This window comes from Bacillus sp. TCT6, from assembly GCF_056033845.1.
In genome coordinates this window covers 3,645,435-3,671,244 of the sequence record NZ_JBVYHX010000001.1, presented here as the reverse complement: position 1 = coordinate 3,671,244, position 25,810 = coordinate 3,645,435, and the positions used below count along the sequence as shown (strand labels likewise).

29 protein-coding genes are annotated in these 25,810 nt (G+C 35.9%); 21 read left to right on the top strand and 8 right to left on the bottom strand.

Translation table 11 applies throughout. The features are described 5' to 3' along the window. From pdhB to AC0ONG_RS18540, 4 genes are all read left to right on the top strand, one after another. Positions 1-978 (top strand): pyruvate dehydrogenase complex E1 component subunit beta, encoded by a 978-nt coding sequence (pdhB, locus tag AC0ONG_RS18555; RefSeq protein ID WP_000068163.1) that lies wholly within the window; start codon positions 1-3, stop codon positions 976-978. 93 nt (positions 979-1,071) lie between these two features. Continuing rightward, positions 1,072-2,361: a pyruvate dehydrogenase complex dihydrolipoyllysine-residue acetyltransferase gene (pdhC, locus tag AC0ONG_RS18550; protein ID WP_000863420.1), complete on the top strand. Its 1,290-nt coding sequence runs from the start codon at positions 1,072-1,074 to the stop codon at positions 2,359-2,361. A gap of 5 nt (positions 2,362-2,366) precedes the next feature. Continuing rightward, positions 2,367-3,779, top strand: coding sequence for a dihydrolipoyl dehydrogenase (lpdA, locus tag AC0ONG_RS18545; RefSeq protein WP_000260104.1), 1,413 nt, complete (start codon positions 2,367-2,369; stop codon positions 3,777-3,779). 232 nt (positions 3,780-4,011) lie between these two features. Further along, positions 4,012-4,239, top strand: a complete 228-nt coding sequence (locus AC0ONG_RS18540; RefSeq protein ID WP_000697472.1) for a hypothetical protein — start codon at positions 4,012-4,014, stop codon at positions 4,237-4,239. 1 nt (position 4,240) lies between these two features. On the opposite strand, the gene AC0ONG_RS18535 is transcribed toward AC0ONG_RS18540, so the two are convergent. Further along, on the bottom strand, positions 4,241-4,633 hold the full coding sequence (locus AC0ONG_RS18535) for a DUF1885 family protein (protein ID WP_001163296.1): 393 nt from the start codon (positions 4,631-4,633) through the stop codon (positions 4,241-4,243). A gap of 130 nt (positions 4,634-4,763) precedes the next feature. On the opposite strand from AC0ONG_RS18535, the gene AC0ONG_RS18530 reads away from it, so the two are divergent. The 4 genes from AC0ONG_RS18530 (at position 4,764) to AC0ONG_RS18515 (ending at position 5,745) form a co-directional block, all read left to right on the top strand. After that, positions 4,764-5,060: a DUF3055 domain-containing protein gene (locus tag AC0ONG_RS18530; RefSeq protein WP_000462038.1), complete on the top strand. Its 297-nt coding sequence runs from the start codon at positions 4,764-4,766 to the stop codon at positions 5,058-5,060. 195 nt (positions 5,061-5,255) lie between these two features. Further along, the gene (locus tag AC0ONG_RS18525) at positions 5,256-5,384 is read left to right on the top strand and encodes a GapA-binding peptide SR1P (RefSeq protein WP_000536778.1); all 129 of its coding nucleotides are present in this window, start codon (positions 5,256-5,258) and stop codon (positions 5,382-5,384) included. Positions 5,385-5,443: 59 nt separating this feature from the next. Further along, complete coding sequence (locus tag AC0ONG_RS18520; protein ID WP_000536807.1) at positions 5,444-5,572, top strand: GapA-binding peptide SR1P; 129 nt, start codon at positions 5,444-5,446, stop codon at positions 5,570-5,572. A 44-nt stretch (positions 5,573-5,616) separates the two neighbouring features. Then, positions 5,617-5,745, top strand: a complete 129-nt coding sequence (locus AC0ONG_RS18515; protein ID WP_000536796.1) for a GapA-binding peptide SR1P — start codon at positions 5,617-5,619, stop codon at positions 5,743-5,745. A 36-nt stretch (positions 5,746-5,781) separates the two neighbouring features. On the opposite strand, the gene AC0ONG_RS18510 is transcribed toward AC0ONG_RS18515, so the two are convergent. Together AC0ONG_RS18510 and speA are read right to left on the bottom strand one after the other, a co-directional pair. After that, a complete protein-coding gene (locus AC0ONG_RS18510) occupies positions 5,782-6,612 on the bottom strand; it encodes a protein-glutamine gamma-glutamyltransferase (protein WP_000635353.1) in 831 nt (276 codons plus the stop codon). Between the two features lie 75 nt (positions 6,613-6,687). Then, positions 6,688-8,160, bottom strand: a complete 1,473-nt coding sequence (speA, locus tag AC0ONG_RS18505; RefSeq protein WP_000084895.1) for an arginine decarboxylase — start codon at positions 8,158-8,160, stop codon at positions 6,688-6,690. 368 nt (positions 8,161-8,528) lie between these two features. Here speA and AC0ONG_RS18500 point away from each other — a divergent pair, with 368 nt between their 5' ends. Continuing rightward, positions 8,529-8,798, top strand: a complete 270-nt coding sequence (locus AC0ONG_RS18500; RefSeq protein ID WP_000456553.1) for a UPF0223 family protein — start codon at positions 8,529-8,531, stop codon at positions 8,796-8,798. 80 nt (positions 8,799-8,878) lie between these two features. Here AC0ONG_RS18500 and AC0ONG_RS18495 read toward each other — a convergent pair whose 3' ends face one another. Continuing rightward, positions 8,879-9,505 carry a YktB family protein gene (locus AC0ONG_RS18495; RefSeq protein ID WP_000155315.1) on the bottom strand — a complete coding sequence of 209 codons (627 nt, stop codon included), beginning with the start codon at positions 9,503-9,505 and terminating at the stop codon, positions 8,879-8,881. A gap of 205 nt (positions 9,506-9,710) precedes the next feature. On the opposite strand from AC0ONG_RS18495, the gene AC0ONG_RS18490 reads away from it, so the two are divergent. Together AC0ONG_RS18490 and AC0ONG_RS18485 are read left to right on the top strand one after the other, a co-directional pair. Beyond that, complete coding sequence (locus tag AC0ONG_RS18490) at positions 9,711-9,899, top strand: hypothetical protein (protein WP_001250164.1); 189 nt, start codon at positions 9,711-9,713, stop codon at positions 9,897-9,899. Between the two features lie 88 nt (positions 9,900-9,987). Then, positions 9,988-10,791 (top strand): inositol monophosphatase family protein, encoded by an 804-nt coding sequence (locus AC0ONG_RS18485; protein ID WP_001158709.1) that lies wholly within the window; start codon positions 9,988-9,990, stop codon positions 10,789-10,791. A gap of 32 nt (positions 10,792-10,823) precedes the next feature. Here the strand turns inward: AC0ONG_RS18485 and AC0ONG_RS18480 are convergent, their stop codons facing one another. Continuing rightward, positions 10,824-11,003, bottom strand: coding sequence for a DUF5325 family protein (locus AC0ONG_RS18480; RefSeq protein ID WP_000400123.1), 180 nt, complete (start codon positions 11,001-11,003; stop codon positions 10,824-10,826). 140 nt (positions 11,004-11,143) lie between these two features. On the opposite strand from AC0ONG_RS18480, the gene typA reads away from it, so the two are divergent. The 3 genes from typA to AC0ONG_RS18465 all read left to right on the top strand — a co-directional run bounded on the left by typA (position 11,144) and on the right by AC0ONG_RS18465 (position 13,742). Next, a complete protein-coding gene (typA, locus tag AC0ONG_RS18475) occupies positions 11,144-12,988 on the top strand; it encodes a translational GTPase TypA (RefSeq protein ID WP_000914761.1) in 1,845 nt (614 codons plus the stop codon). Positions 12,989-13,146: 158 nt separating this feature from the next. Continuing rightward, entirely contained in the window at positions 13,147-13,449 is a 303-nt protein-coding gene (locus AC0ONG_RS18470; protein ID WP_000893662.1) for a YlaH-like family protein, read from the top strand. A gap of 17 nt (positions 13,450-13,466) precedes the next feature. Next, entirely contained in the window at positions 13,467-13,742 is a 276-nt protein-coding gene (locus AC0ONG_RS18465) for a hypothetical protein (RefSeq protein ID WP_001258140.1), read from the top strand. A gap of 35 nt (positions 13,743-13,777) precedes the next feature. Here the strand turns inward: AC0ONG_RS18465 and AC0ONG_RS18460 are convergent, their stop codons facing one another. Further along, positions 13,778-13,978, bottom strand: a complete 201-nt coding sequence (locus AC0ONG_RS18460; protein ID WP_002082250.1) for a YlaI family protein — start codon at positions 13,976-13,978, stop codon at positions 13,778-13,780. A gap of 145 nt (positions 13,979-14,123) precedes the next feature. On the opposite strand from AC0ONG_RS18460, the gene AC0ONG_RS18455 reads away from it, so the two are divergent. Next, positions 14,124-14,579 (top strand): pyridoxamine 5'-phosphate oxidase family protein, encoded by a 456-nt coding sequence (locus AC0ONG_RS18455; protein ID WP_000024600.1) that lies wholly within the window; start codon positions 14,124-14,126, stop codon positions 14,577-14,579. Between the two features lie 246 nt (positions 14,580-14,825). Beyond that, positions 14,826-16,154 carry a PhoH family protein gene (locus tag AC0ONG_RS18450; RefSeq protein WP_000358083.1) on the top strand — a complete coding sequence of 443 codons (1,329 nt, stop codon included), beginning with the start codon at positions 14,826-14,828 and terminating at the stop codon, positions 16,152-16,154. A gap of 31 nt (positions 16,155-16,185) precedes the next feature. Here the strand turns inward: AC0ONG_RS18450 and AC0ONG_RS18445 are convergent, their stop codons facing one another. Beyond that, entirely contained in the window at positions 16,186-16,683 is a 498-nt protein-coding gene (locus AC0ONG_RS18445) for a hypothetical protein (RefSeq protein WP_001289805.1), read from the bottom strand. A 155-nt stretch (positions 16,684-16,838) separates the two neighbouring features. Here AC0ONG_RS18445 and AC0ONG_RS18440 point away from each other — a divergent pair, with 155 nt between their 5' ends. From AC0ONG_RS18440 to pyc, 3 genes are all read left to right on the top strand, one after another. Then, positions 16,839-17,126, top strand: coding sequence for an Fpa/YlaN family protein (locus AC0ONG_RS18440; RefSeq protein ID WP_000135694.1), 288 nt, complete (start codon positions 16,839-16,841; stop codon positions 17,124-17,126). A 125-nt stretch (positions 17,127-17,251) separates the two neighbouring features. Further along, positions 17,252-18,430, top strand: coding sequence for an FtsW/RodA/SpoVE family cell cycle protein (locus tag AC0ONG_RS18435; RefSeq protein ID WP_000758416.1), 1,179 nt, complete (start codon positions 17,252-17,254; stop codon positions 18,428-18,430). A 332-nt stretch (positions 18,431-18,762) separates the two neighbouring features. Further along, complete coding sequence (pyc, locus tag AC0ONG_RS18430) at positions 18,763-22,209, top strand: pyruvate carboxylase (RefSeq protein WP_000164056.1); 3,447 nt, start codon at positions 18,763-18,765, stop codon at positions 22,207-22,209. A gap of 86 nt (positions 22,210-22,295) precedes the next feature. Here pyc and ctaA read toward each other — a convergent pair whose 3' ends face one another. After that, positions 22,296-23,231, bottom strand: a complete 936-nt coding sequence (ctaA, locus tag AC0ONG_RS18425) for a heme A synthase (protein ID WP_001188745.1) — start codon at positions 23,229-23,231, stop codon at positions 22,296-22,298. A 497-nt stretch (positions 23,232-23,728) separates the two neighbouring features. On the opposite strand from ctaA, the gene ctaB reads away from it, so the two are divergent. Together ctaB and coxB are read left to right on the top strand one after the other, a co-directional pair. After that, entirely contained in the window at positions 23,729-24,652 is a 924-nt protein-coding gene (gene ctaB, locus AC0ONG_RS18420) for a protoheme IX farnesyltransferase (protein WP_001015060.1), read from the top strand. A 93-nt stretch (positions 24,653-24,745) separates the two neighbouring features. Beyond that, on the top strand, positions 24,746-25,795 hold the full coding sequence (gene coxB, locus AC0ONG_RS18415) for a cytochrome c oxidase subunit II (protein WP_000745273.1): 1,050 nt from the start codon (positions 24,746-24,748) through the stop codon (positions 25,793-25,795). Positions 25,796-25,810 lie beyond the last annotated feature (15 nt).

Genomic DNA, 25,810 nt, shown 5'->3' with positions numbered 1-25,810 from the left:
ATGGCTCAAATGACAATGATTCAAGCAATCACTGATGCTTTACGCGTTGAAATGAAAAATGATCCTAACGTACTTGTATTTGGTGAAGACGTTGGTGTAAACGGCGGTGTATTCCGTGCTACTGAAGGTTTACAAGCTGAATTTGGTGAAGATCGTGTAATGGATACTCCACTTGCAGAGTCTGGTATTGGTGGACTTGCAGTTGGTCTTGCACTTGAAGGATTCCGTCCAGTTCCAGAAATCCAATTCTTCGGTTTCGTTTTTGAAGTAATGGATTCAATTTCTGGTCAATTGGCTCGTATGCGTTACCGTTCTGGTGGACGTTGGACTGCTCCAGTAACAGTTCGTTCTCCATTCGGTGGTGGTGTTCATACTCCTGAACTACATGCTGATAGCTTAGAAGGATTAGTGGCTCAACAACCTGGTCTAAAAGTTGTTATTCCATCTACTCCATACGATGCTAAAGGTCTTTTAATCTCTGCGATTCGTGACAACGATCCAGTTATCTACTTAGAGCATATGAAATTGTATCGTTCATTCCGCCAAGATGTACCAGAAGGCGAATACACAATTGATTTAGGCAAAGCTGATATCAAACGTGAAGGTACAGATGTATCTGTTATCGCTTACGGTGCTATGGTTCACGCTGCATTAAAAGCTGCTGAAGAACTTGAAAAAGAAGGTATCTCTTTAGAGGTTGTTGACTTACGTACAGTTCAACCATTAGATATCGAAACAATCATCGCTTCTGTTGAAAAAACAGGTCGCGTAGTTGTAGTTCAAGAAGCTCAAAAACAAGCTGGTATTGCAGCTAACGTTGTAGCGGAAATTAACGACCGTGCAATCTTAAACTTAGAAGCTCCAGTTGTACGTGTTGCAGCTGCTGATACAGTATTCCCATTCTCTCAAGCAGAGAGCGTATGGTTACCAAACCACAAGGATATTGTTGAAGCTGTAAACAAAGTAATGAACTTCTAATTTTTAGTTTTTCATGTGCAAAAGAAATCAGCACATGCTGGTTTCTTTTGTACATATTCCATAATAATGAAATGAATCAGGGGGCTGAATTCCGTGGCATTTGAATTTAAACTACCAGATATCGGTGAAGGTATCCACGAAGGTGAAATCGTAAAATGGTTTATTAAACCAGGCGATGAAGTAAATGAAGACGATGTACTTCTTGAAGTACAAAATGATAAAGCAGTAGTAGAAATCCCTTCTCCTGTTAAAGGTAAAGTACTTGAAGTACTTGTAGAAGAAGGAACAGTTGCAATCGTAGGAGATACATTAATTAAATTTGATGCTCCTGGATACGAAAACCTTAAATTTAAAGGTGACGATCATGATGAAGCTCCAAAAGCTGAAGAAGCAGCAGTAGAAGCTCCAGCAGCGGAAGCTACTCCAGCAGCAACTGCAGAAGTAGTAAATGAGCGCGTAATCGCTATGCCATCTGTTCGTAAATACGCTCGTGAAAAAGGTGTAGACATTCATAAAGTAGCTGGTACTGGTAAGAATGGCCGTATCGTAAAAGCTGACATCGATGCATTTGCAAATGGTGGACAAACTGTAGCAGCAACTGAGGCTCCAGCAGCAGTAGAAGCTACTCCAGCAGCAGCGAAAGAAGAAGCACCAAAAGCACAACCAATTCCAGCTGGAGAATATCCAGAAACTCGTGAGAAAATGAGTGGTATCCGTAAAGCGATTGCGAAAGCAATGGTTAACTCTAAGCATACAGCTCCTCACGTAACATTAATGGATGAAGTTGATGTAACTGAGCTTGTTGCTCACCGTAAGAAGTTCAAAGCAGTAGCAGCTGACAAAGGTATTAAATTAACTTACCTTCCGTACGTTGTTAAAGCTTTAACATCTGCATTACGTGAATACCCAATGTTAAACACTTCTTTAGACGATGCATCTCAAGAAGTAGTTCATAAACATTACTTCAACATCGGTATCGCAGCTGATACAGACAAAGGTCTATTAGTACCAGTTGTTAAAGATACAGATCGTAAGTCTATCTTCACTATTTCTAACGAGATCAACGATCTTGCTGGTAAAGCACGTGAAGGTCGTCTAGCTCCAACTGAAATGAAAGGTGCTTCTTGCACAATTACAAACATTGGTTCTGCAGGTGGACAATGGTTCACTCCAGTTATCAATCACCCAGAAGTAGCAATCCTTGGTATCGGCCGTATCGCTGAAAAACCAGTTGTGAAAAATGGCGAGATCGTTGCAGCTCCAGTATTAGCATTATCTCTAAGCTTTGACCATCGTTTAATTGACGGCGCAACAGCTCAAAAAGCGTTAAACCAAATTAAACGTCTATTGAATGACCCACAATTATTAGTAATGGAGGCGTAATAACAATGGTAGTAGGAGATTTCCCAATTGAATTAGATACAGTCGTTGTTGGTGCAGGTCCTGGTGGATACGTTGCGGCAATTCGTGCAGCACAATTAGGTCAAAAGGTAGCAATTATTGAAAAAGCTAACCTTGGTGGCGTATGCTTAAACGTTGGATGTATTCCTTCAAAAGCGTTAATCAATGCAGGTCATCGTTATGAGAATGCAATGCATTCTGATGACATGGGTATCACTGCAGAGAACGTAAAAGTTGACTTTACAAAAGTTCAAGAATGGAAAAACGGCGTAGTTAAGAAATTAACTGGCGGTGTTGAAGGCCTTCTTAAAGGTAACAAAGTTGAAATCATTCGCGGTGAAGCTTACTTCGTAGATGCTAACACATTACGCGTTATGACTGAAGATGCAGCTCAAACTTATACGTTTAAAAATGCTGTTCTTGCAACTGGTTCTACACCAATCGAAATTCCAGGATTCAAATACTCTAAACGTGTTATCAACTCTACAGGTGCTTTAAGCTTACCTGAAATTCCTAAAAAACTTGTTGTAATCGGCGGCGGTTACATCGGTATGGAATTAGGTACTGCATATGCTAACTTCGGTACAGAAGTTACTGTAGTAGAAGCTGGCGACGAAATCTTAGCTGGTTTCGAAAAAGCTATGAGCTCTGTTGTTAAACGTGCTCTACAGAAAAAAGGTAACGTAAATATCCATACAAAAGCTATGGCTAAAGGCGTTGAAGAAACAGAAACTGGCGTAAAAGTTAGCTTTGAAGTTAAAGGTGAAATCCAAACTGTAGAAGCAGATTACGTATTAGTAACTGTAGGTCGTCGTCCAAACACTCAAGAAATCGGTCTTGAGCAAGTTGGAGTTAAAATGACTGACCGCGGCATCATCGAAATCGATGAGCAATGTCGTACAAATGTACCGAACATCTATGCAATCGGTGATATCGTTCCTGGACCACCATTAGCTCACAAAGCTTCTTACGAAGGTAAAGTAGCTGTAGAAGCAATTAGTGGCCATGCATCAGCTATCGATTACATCGGAATTCCTGCAGTATGCTTCACTGATCCAGAATTAGCATCTGTTGGTTACACTAAAAAACAAGCTGAAGAAGCTGGAATGACTGTAACTGTATCTAAGTTCCCATTCGCTGCTAACGGTCGTGCATTATCATTAAACAGCACTGACGGTTTCCTACAACTTGTAACACGTAAAGAAGATGGTCTTCTTGTAGGTGCTCAAGTTGCAGGTGCAGGTGCTTCTGATATTATCTCTGAGATTGGTTTAGCTATCGAAGCTGGAATGACAGCTGAAGATATCGCTCAAACAATCCATGCTCACCCAACATTAGGTGAAATCACAATGGAAGCAGCTGAAGTTGCTCTTGGAATGCCAATTCACATTGTAAAATAATTTAAGTAATGTAAATAGCCCCTCTCTTATTGTAAGAGAGGGGCTATTTTTATTTTCATCAAATGACTTGCAAGGTCTTTAAACGTACTTGTCGAATGAATATATAATACTTTAACAAATGATTTAGGCGTAACTTACTTCAAAGGTAATATATATCATCCTATAATATGTAATTGATTCAAACTTAACCCCATATATTAATAAAATAGAGCATGTCAAAGGAGAAGGTTCCATGAAAATATTACATGTTATATTTTATCATTTACTACTATGGAGTGGCTTTTCCACTGTATTAACATTATCGAATGGTGATAAGTTTCATTATAAAGTTATTCTTTTTTTCGTATTCCTGTATTTAGCCTATGTAATAGCATATTTTGTATTACACGTAAGAAAGCAAGCTTTATTTCTTACATGTTCGAATTGTATACTAGTTTTAATCATATTATCTATTTTTTAAATTAACGTTTATAAAAATACATTGTTCTTCCATTAAATAATTGTAACTCTCCTTCTAATTTCTTCGCTAAAAAACGGCAAAATTCATTCGCTTTCCCTTTGTCACCATATGTTGCATTAGGTGGTAAAGAAACTTGGATGAAAGATTGTTTATTTTCTATACCAACACCAATATAAATTGAGTCATACCGGTCGTGATTGGATTGAAGTTTTAATGTTGTTGTAGATGTATCTAAAATTTCATAAGGAAAAGCGGTATTTGTATACGGGTAATTAATTTGGGCCCCAGTTTTAGAAGTAACTGTTTTATAATAATGAAAAAGTTGTTTTATATCATCTATTGAAACAGATTGTTGATTGGATTTAGGTACAAGCGTAATAAAGGCATGTTGCATATAAGTTCCCCCTAACTTAGTAGAATACTATTATTCTACATCCTACTGAATTTTTTGACAATTAAAAGGAGTATTACATGTTTTGTTTAATATACTAGTAATGAAACGTGATGTAGAAAGGTGGAAACCAATGTTTGAAAAATTGTATGATGAGCATGAAAGTGTGAAGGTACGATTTTTAGGGTTTATGACACATGATACACGTTATGATTTTGGTGTTATTTATACAAATATGTTTTTTGGAAAACCGCTCATTGTTTGTATGCAAACAGGAAGGTCTACTTTACTCGGACGAGATGATGTAGAGAATGTTCAATATATACAGGAGATTTTTAAATTAGGATCAGAAGAGGAAGCGAAGGAGTTAGCTCAGTTTTTCAAATTTCTAGTTCCGTCAACTTCTTTACATGCGGAATATGAAGAATAATTAATGTGAAACAGTCGTACTTATAAATATGGCTGTTTTTTATTTGAATATCGCATACTAATTAAAATTTAAAATATTTAATGTGTTATACTAAAAACCTATTGACGTAAAAAGTATAACATATTAAAATAAAGACAGAAAGTTAAGCGGTTACAAAAAAGTTTTTGGGATTATAAACTTAGGGGGAAATGAAAAATGGGAACAATCGTATGTCAAGATTGTGAAGGTACAATTGCACACTTCGAAGATGAGAAAGTAACGGTACTTTACGGGAAATGTGGATCTTGCGGATGTGATCACACAGAGCATACAAAAGCCCAATAATTGATAGGAAATGGACAGCTAAAAGTTTTTAGGACCATAAACTTAGGGGGAAATGAAAAATGGGAACAATCGTATGCCAAGTATGTGAAGGAACAATCGGACATTTTGAAGATGAGAAAACGACAGTACTTTACGGAAAATGTGGAACAAATTGTGACTGTGTTAGAAAAGATAATGCGAAAGCTTAATGATAAATAAATAGATTACTATTAAAACTCAGGGGGAAATGAAAATGGGAACAATCGTATGCCAAGTATGTGAAGGAACAATTGGACATTTTGAAGATGAAAAATCAACAGTACTATACGGGAAATGTGGATCTCATTGCGAATGTGACCATAAAGAACATACAAAAGCTTAATAATAAGAAAAAGCGCCTACATGTGTAGGCGCTTTTTTAATAAATTGTAGTTGTATGACCAACTGTTGCAACGATTGCATCATCTCTAATTGGAATAAAGCTTATGGATGTCTGTGGTGTACTAGAAGAAGCGTATTGGCTCATTATACGGCTATCGATACGGGTAATAGTATCGGTCAAGAAAGCTGAAATAAAAGCGTAAGGGACTCGTCGTTCATTTAATGAATAAATAATTTCTTCTTTTGTTTTTACACCTACGCCATGTCCGTAAAAAAAGAAATTTCCTAAATAGATTGTGTTTTCTCCTTGCCACTCAATCGTAGATGGATTCACTTGTGGGTTTTTAAAGTAAACGAGGTCACCTGGAACAAGGTCGCCACCGGTTTTTGTTATGAGCCTTAGATCTTGATCGTAGTCCCATGTATAAAGTAAAAGGTTTGCAAATAGACGATTGAAAGTTTCTTCCTCATACAATGATAATAAAGCTTTATAAAAAATAATGATCATAGCGGTTGCGCATTCAGTTCCATATAGTTTTCCGTTTTTGAAAATATCTTGTATGGCAATAGAAGGTGGTATGTTTGGAAGAAGCTCGAATCCTCCAAGGGATGTTCTTTTCCAATACTGGGGGTTGCAAAAAGATTGTTGAAATGTGCGAAATTGAAATCCACTTTGAAAAAGTTCTAGTGCAGAGATAATAATATTAACTCGTAAATTGAGATCAAAGCTGAGTTCATCAGCTGTTCGGAAGGAATAAACTTCTTGATTTCCTGCCATTATTGATAAAATTTGTTGTTTCTCTGCTACAAATGGCTCATATTCATTTGTAATATAAGGATGTACAATAGAACGGCCTATTACAATCATAATAGTATCCCCACCTATACGTTACATTCTTTAGTATCGTATGAAGAATAGGAAAAAAGGTGAAAAAAAAGCCTATCAACTGATAGGCTTGTACTCTTTAATAACACGTAATGTTTGTAATGTCATATCTTCAGGACCTTGTACAGGTAAACCTGCTTCTAAGTTTTTACGAATATACTCTAAGTTTTCTTGTGTAATAATTTCCCCCGGAGTAAAGATTGGAATCCCTGGCGGATAAACCATAACAAAATCAGCTATAATACGACCCGCTGCATTTTCAAATGGAATGACTTCTGTTTCCGAATAAAAAGCATCTCGAGGAGAAAGTGCTAGCACTGGAATTTCTGGAATCTCTACTTGTACTTGAACACCTTTATCTGCCCTATTTCTAAATGTTGCTGCTAAATCTTGTAATGCTGCAATAAGTGTATTTGTATCACTTTCTGTATCTCCCAAAGTGATAAGACATAGTATGTTGTATAGATCTGAGAGTTCTACTTCAATGTTATATTTCTCTCTAAGCCATACTTCAGCTTGGTGGCCGGTAATACCTAAATCTTTTACAGATACAATTATCTTTGTAGGATCATAGTTAAAGGTAGCATCTGTACCTAACATTTCTTTTCCAGGACAGTAAAGATGCTCAATAGAATTTATAGCATCACGAACATGTTCAGCTAATTGTATTGTTTGTTCTATGAGTGCTGTTCCTTCTGTAGCAAGACGTTTTCTCGCAACATCAAGTGATGCTAACAAGATGTAAGAAGTTGATGTAGTTGTAAGCATGCTAATAATAGATTGGACATGTTTTACATTCACCAAGCCTTCTTTCACATTAAGAATAGAACTTTGAGTTAAAGAGCCTCCTAATTTGTGAACACTTGTTGCTGCCATGTCTGCACCAGCTTGCATCGCTGACATCGGCAATTCATCGTGAAAATGAATATGAACACCATGAGCCTCGTCGACTAGTACAGGGATGTCATAAGAATGTGCTAATTGTACAATCTGTTCTAAGTCTGCAGCAAACCCAAAGTACGTTGGATTAATAACAAGTAAGCCCTTTGCATCTGAGTGCTCTTCAAGTGCTTTTTTGACAGATTGAATTGTGATTCCATGAGAAATACCGAGCTTCGGATCGATTTCAGGATGCATGAAAATCGGTTTTGCACCTGAGAAAATAATAGCTGACATTACTGATTTATGCACGTTTCGTGGTACTAGGATTTTGTCACCAGGACCGCAAACGCTCATCACCATTGTCATAATAGCGCCACTTGTACCTTGAATAGAAAAGAAAGTATGATCTGCACCGAATGCAGCGGCTGCTAAATCCTGTGCTTCTTTAATCATACCTTTTGGATGATGTAAATCATCGAGTGGCGCAATATTAATTAAGTCAATTGCTAATGCATTATGCCCAATAAATTCGCGAAATGTAGGATCCATGCCCTGTCCTTTTTTATGACCAGGAATATGGAATTGAATTGGATTTCGCTTACTGTGCTCAACTAAAGCGGTAAACAATGGTGTTTCGTATTGGGACAATCTATACACCCCTTCTTCTTCATAATATTTAGTATAATTTGTTTTATATAATCCTGCTCTAAAAAAGGTAAGTCTTTTTTTAGAATGAGGCTTGTTTTTCTGCCATTCAAAAAATCGTTTTTGAGATGGTAGCTTCACTTTATTTTCTATAAAACAAAAGCATTATATCACCAATAATTATAGATGTATAGAAAAAAATGTTTTTAAGGTGAGTATGTTTAATAGTTAGCCTCAACTAATGAATAGAGGAAGACAATTCCATTAAAATGAATAAATAGTGTATAATGCAGAGTGGCTATAATGAATAATAAAATATTCTCTTTAAGATAGCATAATGAAACAAGAAGAAATGATAAATGAGGTGCGAAATGGAATATCAATATCCGTTAGATTATGATTGGTCAAATGAGGAAATGGTTACAATTGTGAAGTTTTATGAAGCGATTGAGAAAGCTTATGAAAAAGGAATTATAAGAGAAGAATTAATGGGTTTATATCGTCGTTTTAAAGAGATTGTTCCATCGAAAGCAGAAGAAAAGAAAATTGATAAAGAGTTTCAAGAAGTAAGTGGATACTCTATATATCGTGCTATTCAAAGGGCAAAGGAAGTTGAAGAACAAAAGGTTGTAAAAATATAAAAATATTTTGAAAAATAAAAACTGAAGTGATATAATGTGATAACAACTAAAAACGGACAATATAAATTGTCCGTTTTCTACTATCGATTACAAAGTGCATATAAAGGAAGGAGTGGTTGCATCGTAGATTCAATCTTAGCAAGGAATTGTTCGTTGGTCATTGCTGAAAACTCCTCTGGTGATATATGAATACCAACTAATAATTCTGCTTTTTTTACAGTAGCTAGTCGTTCAATTATCTTTTGTAAGTCTTCGGTTTCAAGTGTTTTATGTAATTTCACACTTGGTTTAGTATGGTCAATGGACCAAACGAAGTCATTTGGAATATTTGTTTTTAAATCATTTAAATGTTCTAAGAAGGCATGAGCCGTCTCAACTTTTTGTGGACACTCATAGATTAAACCAAAGTATATGAAGGCATGAGTACCCCATAAGCCGATTTGGAAATGCGGTAGCATTTTATATCCTCGTTTATTTGTTGAAAAAGCAACCCAAGTATCGTTTGGTGGATTGACTTTCCGTCGTGCGTGTTTTGCAACATGATAAAAAAAGTTCTCATCAGTGTGTTTGGATAAGTATTCTGCAAATTGTTCCCCTAAAGCTTCTAGCTTAGGATGAATGTTCGTTTTAATTGCACTCATTCGTTCTTCGAGACCATCAACTGTAAAGACATCAAAATCAGTTGACTTGAATGTTTGTATTGTCATGATTGTTCCTCCAACTCCTATTTTGCTTTTATTTTAGCATAGCTTGTACTATTCATAAAAAAAACAGCACAAAAAAATTAAAATAAAAAATATAATTTTGTTGCATAGATGATTTATCCAACATAGTATAGTATAAAACAAAAAATCAGAAAATTGAATTAATTCTAGTCCGAGGGCAGACGAATATTGGGAGGAGGCAAATAATATGAGACAGGTGATTAATGCGTTAAAGAGAACAGATGCCGAAAAGAGAATACCGGTGCTACGTTTGGAGCTAGATTATGAATTAGCAACTTTATATGATGCGATGATGGAAGATGATAAACAGAAAAAAGAAGAGTGTGTACAAAAGTTAGAAGTGTTAAGACTTGAAATGATTCGTTTAGAAGCGTAATAATAGTATATGTATAAAAAATTAGTTGGTGCGAACCTTATAAAGGGTTCGTTTTTTCTGTGAACAGTATAGATCGGAGTGTTTAAACATGCAAGAAGTATGGAAAGACATCGATGCACACGCCAAACGGTGGATTCGGGATGCAGGAGAGCATTTGATGGCATCAATGAAAAAAGCACTTATTATAGAAACAAAATCAAATGCAGCTGACTTAGTTACAAATATGGACCGAGAGATAGAACGGTTTTTAATTGGGAAAATTAAAGAAACATTCCCGAATCATAATATTTTAGGAGAAGAGGGTTATGGAGACGAGATAACGTCTTCTGGCGGGGTTGTTTGGTTAATTGATCCAATTGACGGTACGATGAACTTTGTTCATCAAAAAAGAAATTTTGCGATTTCAATTGGTATTTATGAGAACGGTATCGGAAAGATTGGACTTATTTATGATCCAGTGCACGATGAACTATATCATGCAGTCAAGGGATCCGGAGCTTTTTGTAATGATATATCAATTCCTCCATTGGAAAAAGGAACTGTAGAGCAAGGTATTGTAGCTTTAAATGCGATATGGCTTACAGATAATCCATTGCTTAATATGGAAAGTATGATGGCACTTGTTAAGAAAGCAAGGGGCACGAGATCATATGGCTGTGCAGCACTAGAGATGATATACGTTGCAACAGGAAGAATAGATGCATATGTAACGCCGAGATTATCACCATGGGATTTTGGCGGAGGACAGATAATTGTAGAAGAAGTTGGAGGTAAGGTGACGACATTCTCTGGAGCGCCACTTTCTATCATAGAGAAGAGCAGTGTGTTAGTTGCAAAACCAGGAGTGTATGAAGAAGTGTTATCGTTTATATTAGAGCAACAAAAAAAGTAAGAGGCTGTGTATAAGCTTCTTACTTTTTAGCGTTATTGTGATTTGCGCATTTTTCTTTTTGTTACAAAACCGTACCCAACTGCAACAAATGTGCCGATAATGCAAATAATAATACCGATTGGACTATTTTCAGCAATCATAATGCCGATACCGATTAAGAAAATAACACCGATAATTGCGGTTAATAAAAAGCGATATTGAATGTGTTCCATTTCTTCACCCTCCAATCTCATTTTACTTTCACAAAAGTAAGAATACAACTATATTTTCATTCTTGCTTTTATTTTAATTGCTATTGTATCCCCTTCGCTCTTATAATAGAGAAGGATTAAAAAGACATTAGGAGTTGGACATGTTGAAAAAACGACAAGATTTACGTAATATAGCAATTATTGCCCACGTTGACCATGGTAAAACAACACTTGTTGACCAGTTATTACGTCAAGCGGGGACTTTCCGTGCGAACGAACACGTTGAAGAACGCGCAATGGATTCAAATGATCTAGAAAGAGAACGCGGTATTACAATTTTAGCGAAAAATACAGCGATTCACTATGAAGATAAAAGAATTAACATTTTAGATACACCAGGTCACGCTGACTTCGGTGGAGAAGTAGAACGTATCATGAAAATGGTTGATGGTGTTTTACTTGTTGTTGATGCATATGAAGGTTGTATGCCACAAACACGATTTGTTTTAAAGAAAGCTCTTGAGCAAAACTTAACTCCAATCGTAGTTGTAAACAAAATTGACCGTGACTTCGCTCGTCCTGATGAAGTAGTTGATGAAGTAATCGACTTATTCATTGAGCTTGGTGCAAACGAAGATCAATTAGAGTTCCCAGTTGTATTTGCATCAGCAATGAACGGAACAGCAAGCTTAGATTCAAACCCAGCAAATCAAGAAGAGAATATGAAATCATTATTCGATACAATTATCGAACATATTCCAGCACCGATTGATAACAGTGAAGAGCCACTTCAATTCCAAGTAGCACTTCTTGATTACAACGACTATGTTGGACGTATTGGAGTTGGACGCGTATTCCGCGGTACAATGAAGGTTGGACAACAAGTTGCTTTAATGAAAGTTGACGGAAGTGTAAAACAATTCCGCGTAACGAAATTATTCGGTTACATTGGATTAAAACGTCAAGAAATCGAAGAAGCAAAAGCTGGGGATTTAGTAGCCGTTTCTGGTATGGAAGACATTAACGTTGGTGAAACGGTATGTCCGGTTGAGCATGAAGATGCGTTACCATTACTACGTATTGATGAGCCAACACTACAAATGACGTTCCTTGTAAATAACAGCCCATTTGCAGGTCGTGAAGGTAAATACATTACATCTCGTAAAATTGAAGAGCGTCTTCGTTCACAATTAGAAACAGATGTAAGTTTACGTGTAGATAATACAGAGTCTCCTGATGCGTGGATCGTATCTGGACGTGGGGAACTACATTTATCTATCTTAATCGAAAACATGCGTCGTGAAGGTTATGAATTACAAGTATCTAAGCCAGAGGTAATCATTAAAGAAGTTGATGGCGTAAGATGTGAACCTGTAGAGCGCGTACAAATCGATGTACCTGAAGAATACACTGGTTCTATTATGGAATCTATGGGTGCACGTAAAGGTGAAATGTTAGATATGGTGAATAACGGAAACGGTCAAGTGCGCCTTACTTTCATGGTTCCAGCACGTGGTTTAATTGGTTACACAACAGAATTCTTAACATTAACTCGTGGTTACGGTATTTTAAACCATACATTCGATTGCTACCAACCAGTACACGCTGGACAAGTTGGTGGACGTCGCCAAGGTGTTCTAGTTTCACTTGAAACAGGAAAAGCATCACAATACGGTATTATGCAAGTTGAAGACCGTGGTGTAATCTTCGTTGAACCAGGTACAGAAGTATATGCTGGTATGATTGTTGGAGAACACACTCGTGAGAACGACTTAACAGTTAACGTTGTGAAAATGAAACAACAAACTAACATTCGTTCTGCGACGAAAGATCAAACTTCAACAATGAAGAAACCACGCCTAATGACTTTAGAAGAATCATTAGAGTACTTAAACGATGATGAGTTCTGTGAAGTAACTCCAGAATCAATTCGTCTGCGTAAAAAGATTCTTGATAAGAGTGAGCGCGAAAGAGCTGCTAAGAAAAAGAAATCTGTTGAAGCGTAAAAACAAAAAAACAACGACCTTTATAAAAGGTCGTTGTTTTTTATTTTGTTTATTTTTTAGAATATTTACTCTTTTTTTGTGGACAGTATTTTTTTTGCGAGTTACTCTTGTATTAAGTGTATAAAGAAAATTGTATTTTACTGCTAGGGGGGAAGAGTGTGTTAGAAAGGATGTCTTTTTTTGCAAAATTGTGTAAGGTAGATGAAAATCCAGAGTTAGGAATGTGGTTACTTTATGGGACGATTATTATATTAAGTGCTCTCGTCTATAATTTAGGGTTTGCTAGAAAGTTGTCTGTACTTAAAAATATTGTGATATACATATCATTAGCAATTGGATGTACAGTATTAACCTTTTTTGCTGTATTTTTACCCGTTGGAGAAGGACTTGTTGTAGCAGCGATTGTACTTGGGATTTATAGATTACGTTTGCGTCAAGCGAAACAACAAAAAGCAGGATGAGGAAGGGGGGAGTTTTTATGCGTTCAGTACAAGATGCACTATATAATTGGTTAACAATTAAAACAGTTGCTGAAGCACGTCCAGATGATAGTGCTGCAAAAGAAACGTATTTGTTATTTCAAAATATGATATATGAAGAACATAAATTAAAAAATGTGGAAGTCGAAAAGAACGAGGAGATGTATTTAATTACATACGAAATGAATGGGGAAAGGAAATCTGCAAGGTTTCCGCTAGAAGCCATTGATTGTTTTTTGGATCAGATGAATCGTGAACCAGAAAAATATAAATAAGTCCTTATCTATATGAGTAAGGACTTATTTACATTTTACCAATCGTCTTCGATTTTTTTATCACGATATAATCGGAAATTACCACTTGCATGACGTTCCATTGTACGCTCTGCAATTCGTTCCGAACATTCCATGCACATATATGTATGAATAGGGCGATTACGCAGTTTTTTTGCCATAGGATTTTCATCATCTAACATATCTTTTTTATCACAAATCATACATTTGACTCTCATTTCGTCACCTCAATACGAATTCTATCAGTATAAGTATATCATGGAAGTATAATGTTTTTGAATAATAGTGGGAAAAAATAATATTTTCGCAATTCAAAAAATAAGTTATGATAAGGATATACCAAGTATGTTTGGAGGTGAAAATATGGCGAATGTAGTAGAGCCTACCTTAACAGAGGGTTTAGTACAAACGTTGCGTAAAGAGTGTATTGTTATGATAGCAACGACAGATTTCGAAAAACAAGTTCCTAACGTAAGTGCTATTTCTTGGGTGTATGCAGTGAGTAAAACTAGTATTCGATTTGCAGTAGATCAACGTTCACGTATTGTGGAAAATATACGGCATAATACAGGTGTGGTATTGACTATAATGGCGAATGAATCCGTATTTTCCATAAGTGGTGCAGGTGAAATTTTGACAGATAGAATGGAAGGCATTTCTTTAAAATTAACTGTAATAGAAGTAAATGTGCAAGAAGTGCGTGATGTTATGTTTTATGGAGCGAAACTTGCAATTGAACCAACATATGAAAAAACATATGATCTTCGGGCAGCGAAAAAGCTGGATAACGAAGTGCTAGTAGGGATAAGAGAATTATAAAGATGCTAAATAAGAAATTCGTTTATTCACTTTTGTAATCGGTTATTGTGATTTAACGTTAATAATTATAATAAAAGGTAATATATTGAATAGAAATGAATAAAGAATAAATAAAAGGTTTAATGACTATGATTTTCGATTCTACCTCGTTTACACGGTACATATAATTATAACAATGGTTCGTCCATATTTTATGGATGAAACCCTTGTTCTACAAATTTAAAAGTGGAGTCAGGGGGTAACAGGTTGGATAAAATTTATGTGTTAGATACGAATGTACTTTTGCAGGATCCTTTATCTATTTTTTCATTTGAAACCAATGAAGTAGTGATTCCAGCAGTTGTATTAGAAGAGGTTGATTCGAAAAAACGTTATATGGATGAAGTAGGACGAAACGCTCGTTATGTATCTAAGTTAATAGATAAATTTCGTGAAATAGGAAAGCTGCATGAAAGTATCCCGCTAGAAAACGGCGGAACATTTCGTATTGAATTGAACCATCGTTCATTTGTGCAACTACAAGATATTTTTGTAGAAAAAACAAATGATAATCGAATTTTAGCTGTAGCAAAAAATCTATCTTTAGAAGAACAGGAAAAAGAGGACGGGAAGTCTGTTATTTTAGTAAGTAAAGATGTACTCGTAAGGGTAAAAGCTGATGCAATTGGTTTGAAGGCTGAAGATTATTTAAGTGATCGCGTAATTGAAGTAGAAAATATATATTCTGGCTTTTTAGAAGGATATATATCAAAAGAACAATTGGATTATTTTTATGAGAAAGGTGAATTGCCTCTATCTGAAATTGCGAATCATCCTTTTTATCCAAATCAATTTGTAGTAATGAAAGATGCATTGGGGGGCTCTAGTTCTGCGCTTGGCATCGTGGATCACTTAGGTAAGAAGGTAAAGAAACTTATTTTTCACAATGAACAAGTGTGGGGGATACGACCACGAAACGTGCAGCAAATCATGGGATTAGAATTGTTGCTTCGTGAAGATATTCCGCTTGTAACGTTAACAGGGAAAGCCGGCACAGGAAAAACGTTACTTGCATTAGCTTCGGGACTTATGCAAACAGAAGACTTAGGGTTATATAAAAAATTACTCGTTGCAAGACCAATTGTCCCAGTCGGAAAAGATATCGGTTATTTACCAGGAGAAAAAGAAGAAAAGTTAAGACCATGGATGCAGCCAATTTTTGATAACCTAGAGTATTTATTTAATACGAAAAAGCCAGGAGAGTTAGATGCTATTTTAGCTGGAATGGGTTCAATTGAAGTAGAAGCCCTTACTTATATACGCGGGAGAAGTATTCCAGATCAGTTCATTATCATTGACGAAGCACAAAATTTAACAAAGCATGAAGTGAAAACGATACTAACTAGGGTAGGGGAAAAGAGTAAGATTGTATTGATGGGAGATCCTCAGCAAATTGATCACCCATACTTAGATGAATATAATAATGGCTTAACGTATGTTGTAGAGAAGTTTAAAGAACAGCGCATTAGTGGTCATGTGAAGTTTGTTAAAGGGGAGCGATCTAATTTAGCTCAACTAGCAGCAGATTTATTGTAAAAAGGAGTGAGCTTAAGCTCACTCCTTTTCTTTAAATAATTGTAAATTTACGGATGTTCCGGATTGGATTTTGTCGATTAGATCCATCATTGAAATAGAGATGAACAGGTCCGTCTTCTTTTAATGGTTTTCCTTCTTTTGAAAAGCCTAGTATAGCATTTTTGACAGTTTCTAATGGAAGTGTCATTGTATGATCTACCGTTTCAATTTCAACTTGCGTAGCGCCCTCTAAAATTTCAGCGTTAGCAAGGAATGGATGAAATAGTATACCAAATGTTCCAGTAATCAGCTGTTCTTTTTTATATTTCTTCACACTTTGTTGTATTGGAGGAAAAGCGGCACCATCACGGATTTCGCGATCCCAATGTTCTGAAGTGTTTTTTAAATAAGTTTCTAGTTCAGACGTGTTTTCTCTAGTTTCATCAAAGTAAGTTGTCAAATCTACTTTTCGATCATCAAAGATCCAAACAGTTGGATCAATAGTGATTGGAAAACGTACTTTTCCGTTAATAAATAAAATTTCGCTCATTGTTCTTCCCCCATTTGTGTTATACTCCCACTTTTCAGTATAATAGTATTAAACACTGTTGTCACAAAAAATGTTTCTATTGCAATTTATGAAAACTATCGCTAATATTAATAGATAGGATAGAGGAGAGTAGGACGGAAACGGAGGGAATCAATTTGGCGTCTGAGACAGTAGCAAATCATCAGGAAAAGGCACTAGCCCTTCTACAAGCGGATGCAGAGAAGATTTTAAGACTTATTAAGGTGCAAATGGACCATCTTACAATGCCGCAATGTCCATTATATGAAGAAGTGTTAGACACACAAATGTTTGGACTATCCCGCGAGGTCGATTTTGCAGTTCGCCTTGGTCTTATTGCAGAAGAACAAGGGAAAGCAATGTTAGGTGAGCTCGAACGTGAGTTATCTGCACTTCATGAAGCGTTTACAAACAAACAACAATAACGGGTTCAAATAAGGGGGCTCAAACTAAATTAGTTTGAGCTTTTTATTTGTATAATAAAGCAGGAAGAATCAATGTACATATGGAATACAACAATAATTAAATTGAAACAGAAAGAGGAAATGAAATGAAAAAAGTATGGAAATCAATGGATTATTCATTGGTACTTCCTCTTGTTATCTTATGTGTGCTGGGAGTTATAATGGTATATAGTTCTAGTTCCATTGTTGCGATTTCGAGATTTGATAAACCAGCAAATTTCTTTTTTAAAAGACAATTAATTACTTTAGTTGTTGGGACAATAGTATTAATAATTATTGCTACTATCCCATATAAAGTTTGGAGAAAACGAATTTTTTTGTTGGGGAGTTACGGTGCTAGTGTTGCCTTATTAGCTGCAGCTGCTTTTTTCACTAAGAAAGTAAACGGTGCAAACGGGTGGATATTTGGAATACAGCCTGCAGAATTTGTTAAGATAACAGTTATTCTCGTCTTAGCTCATTTCTTTGCCAAAAGACAAGAAACGAATACACCTGTTTCCAAAGGGTCAGGTCCAGTACTTATTGGTGTTGGTATAATCATGTTTTTAATATTAAAGCAAAATGATTTAGGTACTGATTTGTTAATTGCAGGAACAGTAGGAATTATGTTTCTTTGTTCGGGAGTACAGGTTAACTTATGGATTAAACGAATTGCTTTAACTTCTATAGTATGGATTCCAGCACTATATCTGCTTGGTAATTATGCATTAAATCCATATCAAAAGGCACGTTTTTCTGTTTTCCTTGATCCGTTTAATGATCCTCAAAAGGATGGATTTCAATTAGTGAATTCATTTATTGGAATCGCTTCTGGAGGGCTTAATGGTAGAGGATTAGGGAATAGTGTACAAAAATATGGTTATTTACCAGAACCGCAAACGGATTTTATAATGGCAATTATATCTGAAGAACTTGGTTTTATAGGTGTAGCTATCATTTTAATCTGTTTATTACTAATTATTATTCGGTCATTTAGAGTTGCACAAAAGTGTACAGATCCATTTGGAAGTTTAATAGCTATCGGAATTGCAAGCTTGTTTGGAGTTCAAACGTTTATTAATGTTGGTGGTATGTCTGGGGTAATACCACTTACCGGAGTACCATTACCGTTTGTCAGTTACGGTGGTAGTTCTTTATTAGCTAATCTACTTGCGATGGGGATACTACTCAATATTGCTAGTCACGTGAAACGACAAGAGAAACAACAGAATGGATTAATGAAAGAAAAAGAACAAAATGGACCACATCTTGTAGTTGTAAAATAAAAACACATTGTGCTTTAGAGCATGATGTGTTTTTTATTTTTAAGTAGTTTTAAATGTGATGTATTAATATATCTTTCAGTTAAAAGATATATCACATTAAGTTGAATGTGATATACAATTAAGTTGTTAGAAAAGGAAGAGGTATGCTATACTATTTTTGTGAAACAAATTGCACAGAAAACTTATCATTTGTTAAAAAATAAGGTATGATGGATAAAAATAAAGTGAAGCTTTCTAAGTATAATATAATGTGGAAAGTGAAGAACTTCACGCTTTTTAAGGTGTGTATATATTTTATCTCTAGAGTGGTAGGAAAGTAGAGGGGGAAAATCATGACAAAGCTGCAACGTATTCAAAAAGTATTGGTAGCTAACCGTGGAGAGATTGCAATTCGTGTGTTTCGAGCTTGTTCGGAACTAGGATTAAAAACAGTTGCAATCTATTCTAAAGAGGATAGTGGTTCTTATCATCGCTATAAAGCCGATGAGTCCTATTTAGTTGGGGAAGGAAAAAAACCAATTGATGCTTATCTAGATATTGAAGGCATTATTGAGATTGCAAAAAGTAATCATGTAGATGCAATCCACCCTGGATATGGTTTCTTGTCAGAAAATATTCAATTCGCGAAACGTTGCGAAGAAGAAGGAATTATCTTTATCGGTCCGAAAAGTAAACATTTAGATATGTTTGGAGATAAAGTGAAAGCAAGAACACAAGCGCAGCTAGCACAAATTCCAGTTATACCTGGTAGTGATGGTCCAGTAGATTCATTAGAAGAAGTCGAAAAATTTGCTGAAAAGTATGATTACCCGATTATTATTAAAGCGTCCCTTGGTGGTGGCGGTCGTGGTATGCGTATTGTGCGTACTAGTGAGGAATTAGGAGAATCATATAATCGAGCGAAATCAGAAGCGAAAGCAGCCTTTGGTAATGATGAAGTTTACGTCGAAAAATTCGTTGAAAAACCTAAACATATAGAAGTACAAATTTTAGCAGATGAAGAAGGCAATGTTGTTCATTTATACGAGCGTGACTGTTCTGTACAACGTCGTCATCAAAAAGTTGTAGAAATAGCACCGAGTGTATCACTTTCAGATGATTTGCGTCAGCGTATTTGTGATGCTGCTGTGAAGTTAACGAAAAATGTAAACTATTTAAATGCAGGAACAGTAGAATTCCTTGTAAAAGATGATGAGTTTTACTTTATTGAAGTAAATCCACGTGTTCAAGTAGAACATACGATTACAGAAATGATTACAGGAGTAGATATCGTTCAATCACAAATTTTAATAGCTGATGGACATTCATTACATAGTAAAATAGTAGGTGTGCCGAAGCAAGAGGAAGTAGTTGTGCATGGATTTGCAATTCAATCTCGTGTAACAACTGAAGATCCGCTAAATAATTTTATGCCGGATACAGGAAAAATTATGGCGTATCGATCAGGCGGTGGTTTTGGTGTGCGTCTTGATACAGGAAATAGCTTCCAAGGTGCAGTTATTACACCGTACTACGATTCTTTACTTGTAAAAGTTACAACTTGGGCACTTACTTTTGAGCAAGCAGCTGCAAAAATGGAACGTAACTTAAAAGAATTCCGTATTCGTGGTATTAAAACAAATATTCCATTCCTAGAGAATGTAGTAAAACATAAAAACTTTTTATCAGGAGAATATGATACTTCATTTATTGATGTGTCACCTGAACTATTCTTGTTCCCGAAACGTAAAGACCGCGGAACGAAAATGTTAAATTATATTGGTTCAGTAACAGTAAATGGCTTCCCAGGAGTAGGGAAAAAAGAGAAACCAATTTTTCCAGATGCTCGTATACCGAATGTATTACACTCAGAGCCAATCCAAAATGGCACGAAACAAATTTTGGATGAGCGTGGAGCGGACGGATTAGTAAAGTGGGTACAGGATCAAAAACGTGTACTTTTGACGGATACAACATTCCGTGATGCACATCAGTCATTACTTGCAACTCGTATTCGTACAAAAGATTTACATCAAATTGCAGAGCCAACAGCGAGAATGTTACCGAACCTATTCTCAGCGGAAATGTGGGGCGGTGCAACGTTTGATGTTGCGTATCGTTTCTTAAAAGAAGATCCATGGGAACGATTACTAGATCTTCGTGAAAAAATGCCGAACGTGTTATTCCAAATGTTACTTCGTTCTTCAAACGCAGTTGGATACAAAAACTATCCAGATAATTTAATCCAAAAATTTGTAGAATGTTCTGCTCAAGCGGGCATTGATGTATTCCGTATTTTTGATAGTTTAAACTGGGTAGAAGGCATGAGAGTTGCAATTGATGCTGTACGAGATACTGGTAAAATTGCAGAAGCAACAATGTGCTACACAGGAGATATTCATGATCCATTACGTAGTAAATATGATTTGAATTATTATAAAAACTTAGCAAAAGAGTTGGAAGCATCGGGAGCTCACATTTTAGGTATTAAAGATATGGCTGGCTTACTAAAACCAAACGCAGCATATGATTTAGTTTCAGCATTAAAAGAGACGGTATCAATTCCGATTCACCTGCATACGCACGATACGAGTGGAAATGGTATATTAACGTATACGAAGGCAATTGAAGCAGGTGTTGATATTGTCGATGTAGCGGTGAGTTCTATGGCTGGTCAAACGTCACAACCGAGTGCGAACACATTATTCTATGCACTAGGTGGAAATGAAAGACAACCAGATGTTAATATCGATTCTTTAGAAAAGCTATCTCATTATTGGGAAGATGTACGCAAATACTATGCACCGTTTGAAAGTGGTATGAATGCACCTCACACAGAGGTATATATGCATGAAATGCCAGGTGGACAGTATAGTAATCTTCAGCAACAAGCGAAGGCGGTTGGTTTAGGAGATCGCTTTGATGAAGTGAAAGTAATGTACCGTCGTGTGAATGACATGTTTGGAGATATTGTAAAAGTAACACCGTCATCAAAAGTTGTTGGCGATATGGCATTATTTATGGTTCAAAACCACCTGACAGAACAAGATGTTTTAGAGCGTGGACATGCGTTGGACTTCCCGGGATCTGTTGTTGAAATGTTCTCTGGTGATTTAGGTCAACCGTACGGTGGTTTCCCGAAAGAATTGCAAAAGATTATTTTAAAAGGGAAAGAGCCGTTAACAGTAAGACCAGGTGAACTACTAGAGCCAGTAGATTTCGACGCGTTAAAAGAAGAATTATTCCATAAACTTGGACGCGAAGTAACAATTTTTGATGTAGTTGCATATGCATTATATCCAAAAGTATTTATGGACTATGAAAAAGTGGCTGAGCTTTATGGAAATGTATCTGTACTTGATACACCGACGTTCTTCTATGGTATGAGACTAGGTGAAGAAATTGATGTGGAAATTGAACAAGGTAAGACATTGATGGTTAAACTTGTATCAATTGGAGAACCACAGCCGGATGGAAATCGTGTCCTTTACTTGGAATTTAATGGTCAACCACGTGAAATTGTCGTGAAAGACGAGAATGTGAAAGCAACAGTTGCACAACGTGTGAAAGGAAACCGTGAAAATCCAAATCACATTAGTGCAACAATGCCAGGAACGGTAATTAAAGTAGTTGTAAAAGAAGGCGATGAAGTGAAAAAAGGCGATTCTATGGCAATTACAGAGGCAATGAAAATGGAAACGACAGTTCAAGCGCCGTTTAATGGTAAAGTGAAAAAAGTATATGTTAACGATGGTGATGCAATTCAAACGGGTGATTTACTTATTGAATTAGATCACTAAAATAAAGAAAAGAGCTGTGTAAATACAGCTCTTTTCTTTATTGCAAAAAATCCCTTGCCTAATTGGCAAGGGATTTTAGTTTTAAATTATTTTGTTTGTTTAGAAGTTGATCCGGCTTCTTTTGCATTCACTTTACTTCTTGTTCCTAACATAACTAAATAGCATAGTACGGCAAACAAGCAAGAAATGAATAGAGAATGTAACAATGCCATCGCTAAACTAGCGTTTGTAAATACAACTAAAACTCCTACTACAGCTTGAAGTGTAACAAGGATAAATGAAATGATCCATCCCCAATATACTACAGGTTGCTGCTTGTAATGGCGAATAGCGAGAATCATCGCGTATAGTATCCAAGCGAAAATTAACATCGCTGCAACTCTATGGCCCATTTGAACCCATTCATGTAGTTGAGTTGGCATAGGTCTGTTTTTGCTACATAAAGGAAAATCTGGACAAGCTAAGCTAGCTCGTTCGTGACGTACTAAAGCACCTGTGTAGACGACGATATAGCTGTAAATTGTTACACCATAAATATGAAATTTCATTTTTTTGTCCATAATAAGTGAACGTGCATCAAATTTTTGGTCAATTTCAAAGATAAGACACGTTAATAAAATGACAGAAGCAAATGAAATTAAGGAAATACCGAAATGGATAGCAAGTACAGCTGGCATTTGTCCCCAAACAACTGCTGCTGCTCCCATTAATGCTTGTGCAACTAAAAATACGAAGGATAAAATTGCTAACGTTTTTGTTTCACGCACATGTTTATAATATTTCCAGGACAAAATACAAAGGAGAGTGACAAGAATTCCAGCTGATCCTGATGTTAATCGGTGGCTAAGTTCAATAATAGTTTCCATTGATAAATTAGATGGAACAAATTCACCGTTACAAAGTGGCCATGATTTACCACAACCTTGACCAGAACCTGTTTTTGTAACTAAAGCGCCTCCTAATAAAACTATTAATAAATCAAGGCTTGTAATGACTGCTAACCATTTAATAAAGCGTTGCAATCTCTTTCACCATCTTTCTGCTATGAAGTTATTGCGAAATATTTTCATTCCATTATGTATAGAATAAAACGCGCTAGTTCCTATGATATATAAAAAATAATAAAATAGCAAAGAAATGGAGGGGGAAGACAAGGGAGAGAAAATAGGTGTGAAAACAGGATTCGTAAGGAAAAATTTAGGTGAAAAATAGGCTATTTTGAAAAGAAATGGGGAGAATACGTGTTAAATAGGAGAAAATAGTTTATTATAGAATGTAACATCATGTTATGATAAGGACAACTCAGAATGAAGTTTTTTATATTCGACACAAAAAGTTCATGTTTTCTTCACAAAATGTTCGGGAAATATGATTTAATATATTGGAGTATGGGCGTAGATTAGTAGTAGAATGGGTTAACAATGTTTCTACTGTAATAATATTGCTATATAGAAGCGAATTATTTCATTTGAAATAGGCGCAAAAAGAAAGATGAAAGTTTTAAGAGGGGGTTAGAGTGATGAACCATGCAACAAGTGAGCTGCATGATGAGTCCGCTGTTACAAGTGTACCGGAAACAACTCGGTTACAAGATTTATCAGCACTCGTTAAAATGGGGATTGTAAACTCAAATACACTTACTGTATTTACAGGATTTTGGTTGGCGTTACACTTTAATGGATTAAGTGTGATGGACAATCTGGATAAGCTATTTTTTACAATCGTTGGTTCTGGATTAATTATGGCGGGGGTATGTTGTTTAAATAACTACATCGATAGAGACATCGATCCGTTAATGGAGAGAACAAAGACTCGTCCAACGGTTACTGGAAAGTATAAACCAGGATTTGCACTTACATTTGGACTAGTTATATTACTTCTTGGATTTGTATTCTTATTATTAACAACACCAATGGCAGTTTTAATGGGATTTATTGGTGCTTTCACATATGTTGTCCTATATACTTTATGGACAAAGAGAAAGTATACACTAAATACTGTTGTAGGTAGTATATCTGGAGCAGTTCCACCTTTAATTGGATGGGCAGCAATCGATCCATCTTTAGGTCATCCAATTGCTTGGATGTTATTTTTAATTATGTTTATTTGGCAAATCCCACATTTCCTTGCATTAGCGATGAAACGTGTTGATGAATATCGAAATGCAGGAATTCCAATGCTTCCTGTAGTTCATGGATTTGAAATTACGAAACGCCAAATTATGATTTGGACAGTATGTTTATTACCACTACCATTTTATATGAGTGGACTAGGGATAACATTTATGGTAATTGCAACACTGCTTAACATCGGATGGATCGCTTTAGGATTTTATGGCTTCCGTAAGAAAGATGACATAAAATGGTCCGTGCAAATGTTTGTTTATTCCCTAAATTATTTAACAATCTTATTTGTATCAATGATTGTAGTTACATTCTTCTAAGACAACGACATAATTGGATTTCTTTACGTTGAGATTTACTTTACTTAACTATAAAGTACAATCTAATTCACAAGGAAAGTGGGGGTTGTTTGTATGAAGAAACAGTGGCGACTGCTTTCGTTCGTTTCACTGCTGGCTTTACTGTTAGGGGGATGCGGTAAAGCCTTTCAATCTACTTTAATTCCGCAAGGAGAAGTAGCAAAAATGCAATATGATTTACTTCTACTGGCGAGTGCAATCATGGTAGGAGTAGTACTAGTAGTTACTATTATTTTCTTGTATGTAATTGTGCGTTTCCGACAAAAGAAAGGTCAGGAAGATTATATTCCAGAGCAAGTTGAAGGAAATCACAAGCTAGAAATTATATGGACAGTTATTCCGATTATTCTTTTACTAATCTTAGCTGTTCCAACGGTTACATATACATTCAAACTTGCTGATGTAAGTGCGATGGAGAAAAAGAATATTGATAAAGATACTATCGTTGTTGATGTAACAGCGAATCTTTATTGGTGGGAATTTTCTTACAAATCAGAAAAGATAGTAACTTCGCAAGATTTAGTCATCCCCACAGGTAAGAAAGTGTATTTAAATTTGAAGGGTGCCGATATTAAACACTCATTTTGGGTTCCATCTTTAGCTGGGAAAATGGATACAAATACAGACAATGTGAACAAAATGTGGTTAAAGGCAGATAAATCGGGCACTTATAATGGTTTTTGTACAGAATTTTGCGGCCCATCACATTCTTTAATGCAATTTAAAGTGAAAGCTTTAGATGAAAGCGAGTACAAAAATTGGCTTGCTGATATGAAGAAGATTGATGGGAAGAAAGAAGTAGCTTCAACAAAGGCGCAAGAGGGCCAAGAAATATTTAATAAAAGCTGTATTGGTTGTCACGCAGTTGGATCTAATGATAGTAGACCACCTTCCGCTCGTATCGCACCAAACTTAGCAAACTTTGCGGATCGCGATATGGTTGCCGGTATTGCCGAAAACAATGAAGAAAACTTAAAAAAATGGCTGAAAGATCCTGAAAATATGAAGCCAGGAAACAAAATGACTGGCAAATATGGCAACTTAACGGATGATCAAATTGATGCATTAAATGCATACTTACAAACGTTAAAAGTTGAAAAGTAAAGAGGGATTATTCGC

Bases quoted from the DNA above. Each gene is read 5' to 3' on its own strand.
- pdhB (WP_000068163.1), top strand. From the start codon at position 1: ATGGCTCAAATGACAATGATTCAAGCAATCACTGATGCTTTACGCGTT.
- lpdA (WP_000260104.1), top strand. From the start codon at position 2,367: ATGGTAGTAGGAGATTTCCCAATTGAATTAGATACAGTCGTTGTTGGT.
- AC0ONG_RS18500 (WP_000456553.1), top strand. From the start codon at position 8,529: ATGGAATATCAATATCCGTTAGATTATGATTGGTCAAATGAGGAAATG.
- AC0ONG_RS18530 (WP_000462038.1), top strand. From the start codon at position 4,764: ATGTTTGAAAAATTGTATGATGAGCATGAAAGTGTGAAGGTACGATTT.
- AC0ONG_RS18485 (WP_001158709.1), top strand. From the start codon at position 9,988: ATGCAAGAAGTATGGAAAGACATCGATGCACACGCCAAACGGTGGATT.
- AC0ONG_RS18480 (WP_000400123.1), bottom strand. From the start codon at position 11,003: ATGGAACACATTCAATATCGCTTTTTATTAACCGCAATTATCGGTGTT.
- AC0ONG_RS18535 (WP_001163296.1), bottom strand. From the start codon at position 4,633: ATGCAACATGCCTTTATTACGCTTGTACCTAAATCCAATCAACAATCT.
- AC0ONG_RS18490 (WP_001250164.1), top strand. From the start codon at position 9,711: ATGAGACAGGTGATTAATGCGTTAAAGAGAACAGATGCCGAAAAGAGA.
- ctaB (WP_001015060.1), top strand. From the start codon at position 23,729: ATGAACCATGCAACAAGTGAGCTGCATGATGAGTCCGCTGTTACAAGT.
- AC0ONG_RS18495 (WP_000155315.1), bottom strand. From the start codon at position 9,505: ATGACAATACAAACATTCAAGTCAACTGATTTTGATGTCTTTACAGTT.
- AC0ONG_RS18455 (WP_000024600.1), top strand. From the start codon at position 14,124: ATGGCGAATGTAGTAGAGCCTACCTTAACAGAGGGTTTAGTACAAACG.
- AC0ONG_RS18435 (WP_000758416.1), top strand. From the start codon at position 17,252: ATGAAAAAAGTATGGAAATCAATGGATTATTCATTGGTACTTCCTCTT.
- typA (WP_000914761.1), top strand. From the start codon at position 11,144: ATGTTGAAAAAACGACAAGATTTACGTAATATAGCAATTATTGCCCAC.
- AC0ONG_RS18510 (WP_000635353.1), bottom strand. From the start codon at position 6,612: ATGATTGTAATAGGCCGTTCTATTGTACATCCTTATATTACAAATGAA.
- AC0ONG_RS18465 (WP_001258140.1), top strand. From the start codon at position 13,467: ATGCGTTCAGTACAAGATGCACTATATAATTGGTTAACAATTAAAACA.
- AC0ONG_RS18540 (WP_000697472.1), top strand. From the start codon at position 4,012: ATGAAAATATTACATGTTATATTTTATCATTTACTACTATGGAGTGGC.
- AC0ONG_RS18520 (WP_000536807.1), top strand. From the start codon at position 5,444: ATGGGAACAATCGTATGCCAAGTATGTGAAGGAACAATCGGACATTTT.
- coxB (WP_000745273.1), top strand. From the start codon at position 24,746: ATGAAGAAACAGTGGCGACTGCTTTCGTTCGTTTCACTGCTGGCTTTA.
- AC0ONG_RS18525 (WP_000536778.1), top strand. From the start codon at position 5,256: ATGGGAACAATCGTATGTCAAGATTGTGAAGGTACAATTGCACACTTC.
- AC0ONG_RS18515 (WP_000536796.1), top strand. From the start codon at position 5,617: ATGGGAACAATCGTATGCCAAGTATGTGAAGGAACAATTGGACATTTT.
- pyc (WP_000164056.1), top strand. From the start codon at position 18,763: ATGACAAAGCTGCAACGTATTCAAAAAGTATTGGTAGCTAACCGTGGA.
- AC0ONG_RS18460 (WP_002082250.1), bottom strand. From the start codon at position 13,978: ATGAGAGTCAAATGTATGATTTGTGATAAAAAAGATATGTTAGATGAT.
- AC0ONG_RS18445 (WP_001289805.1), bottom strand. From the start codon at position 16,683: ATGAGCGAAATTTTATTTATTAACGGAAAAGTACGTTTTCCAATCACT.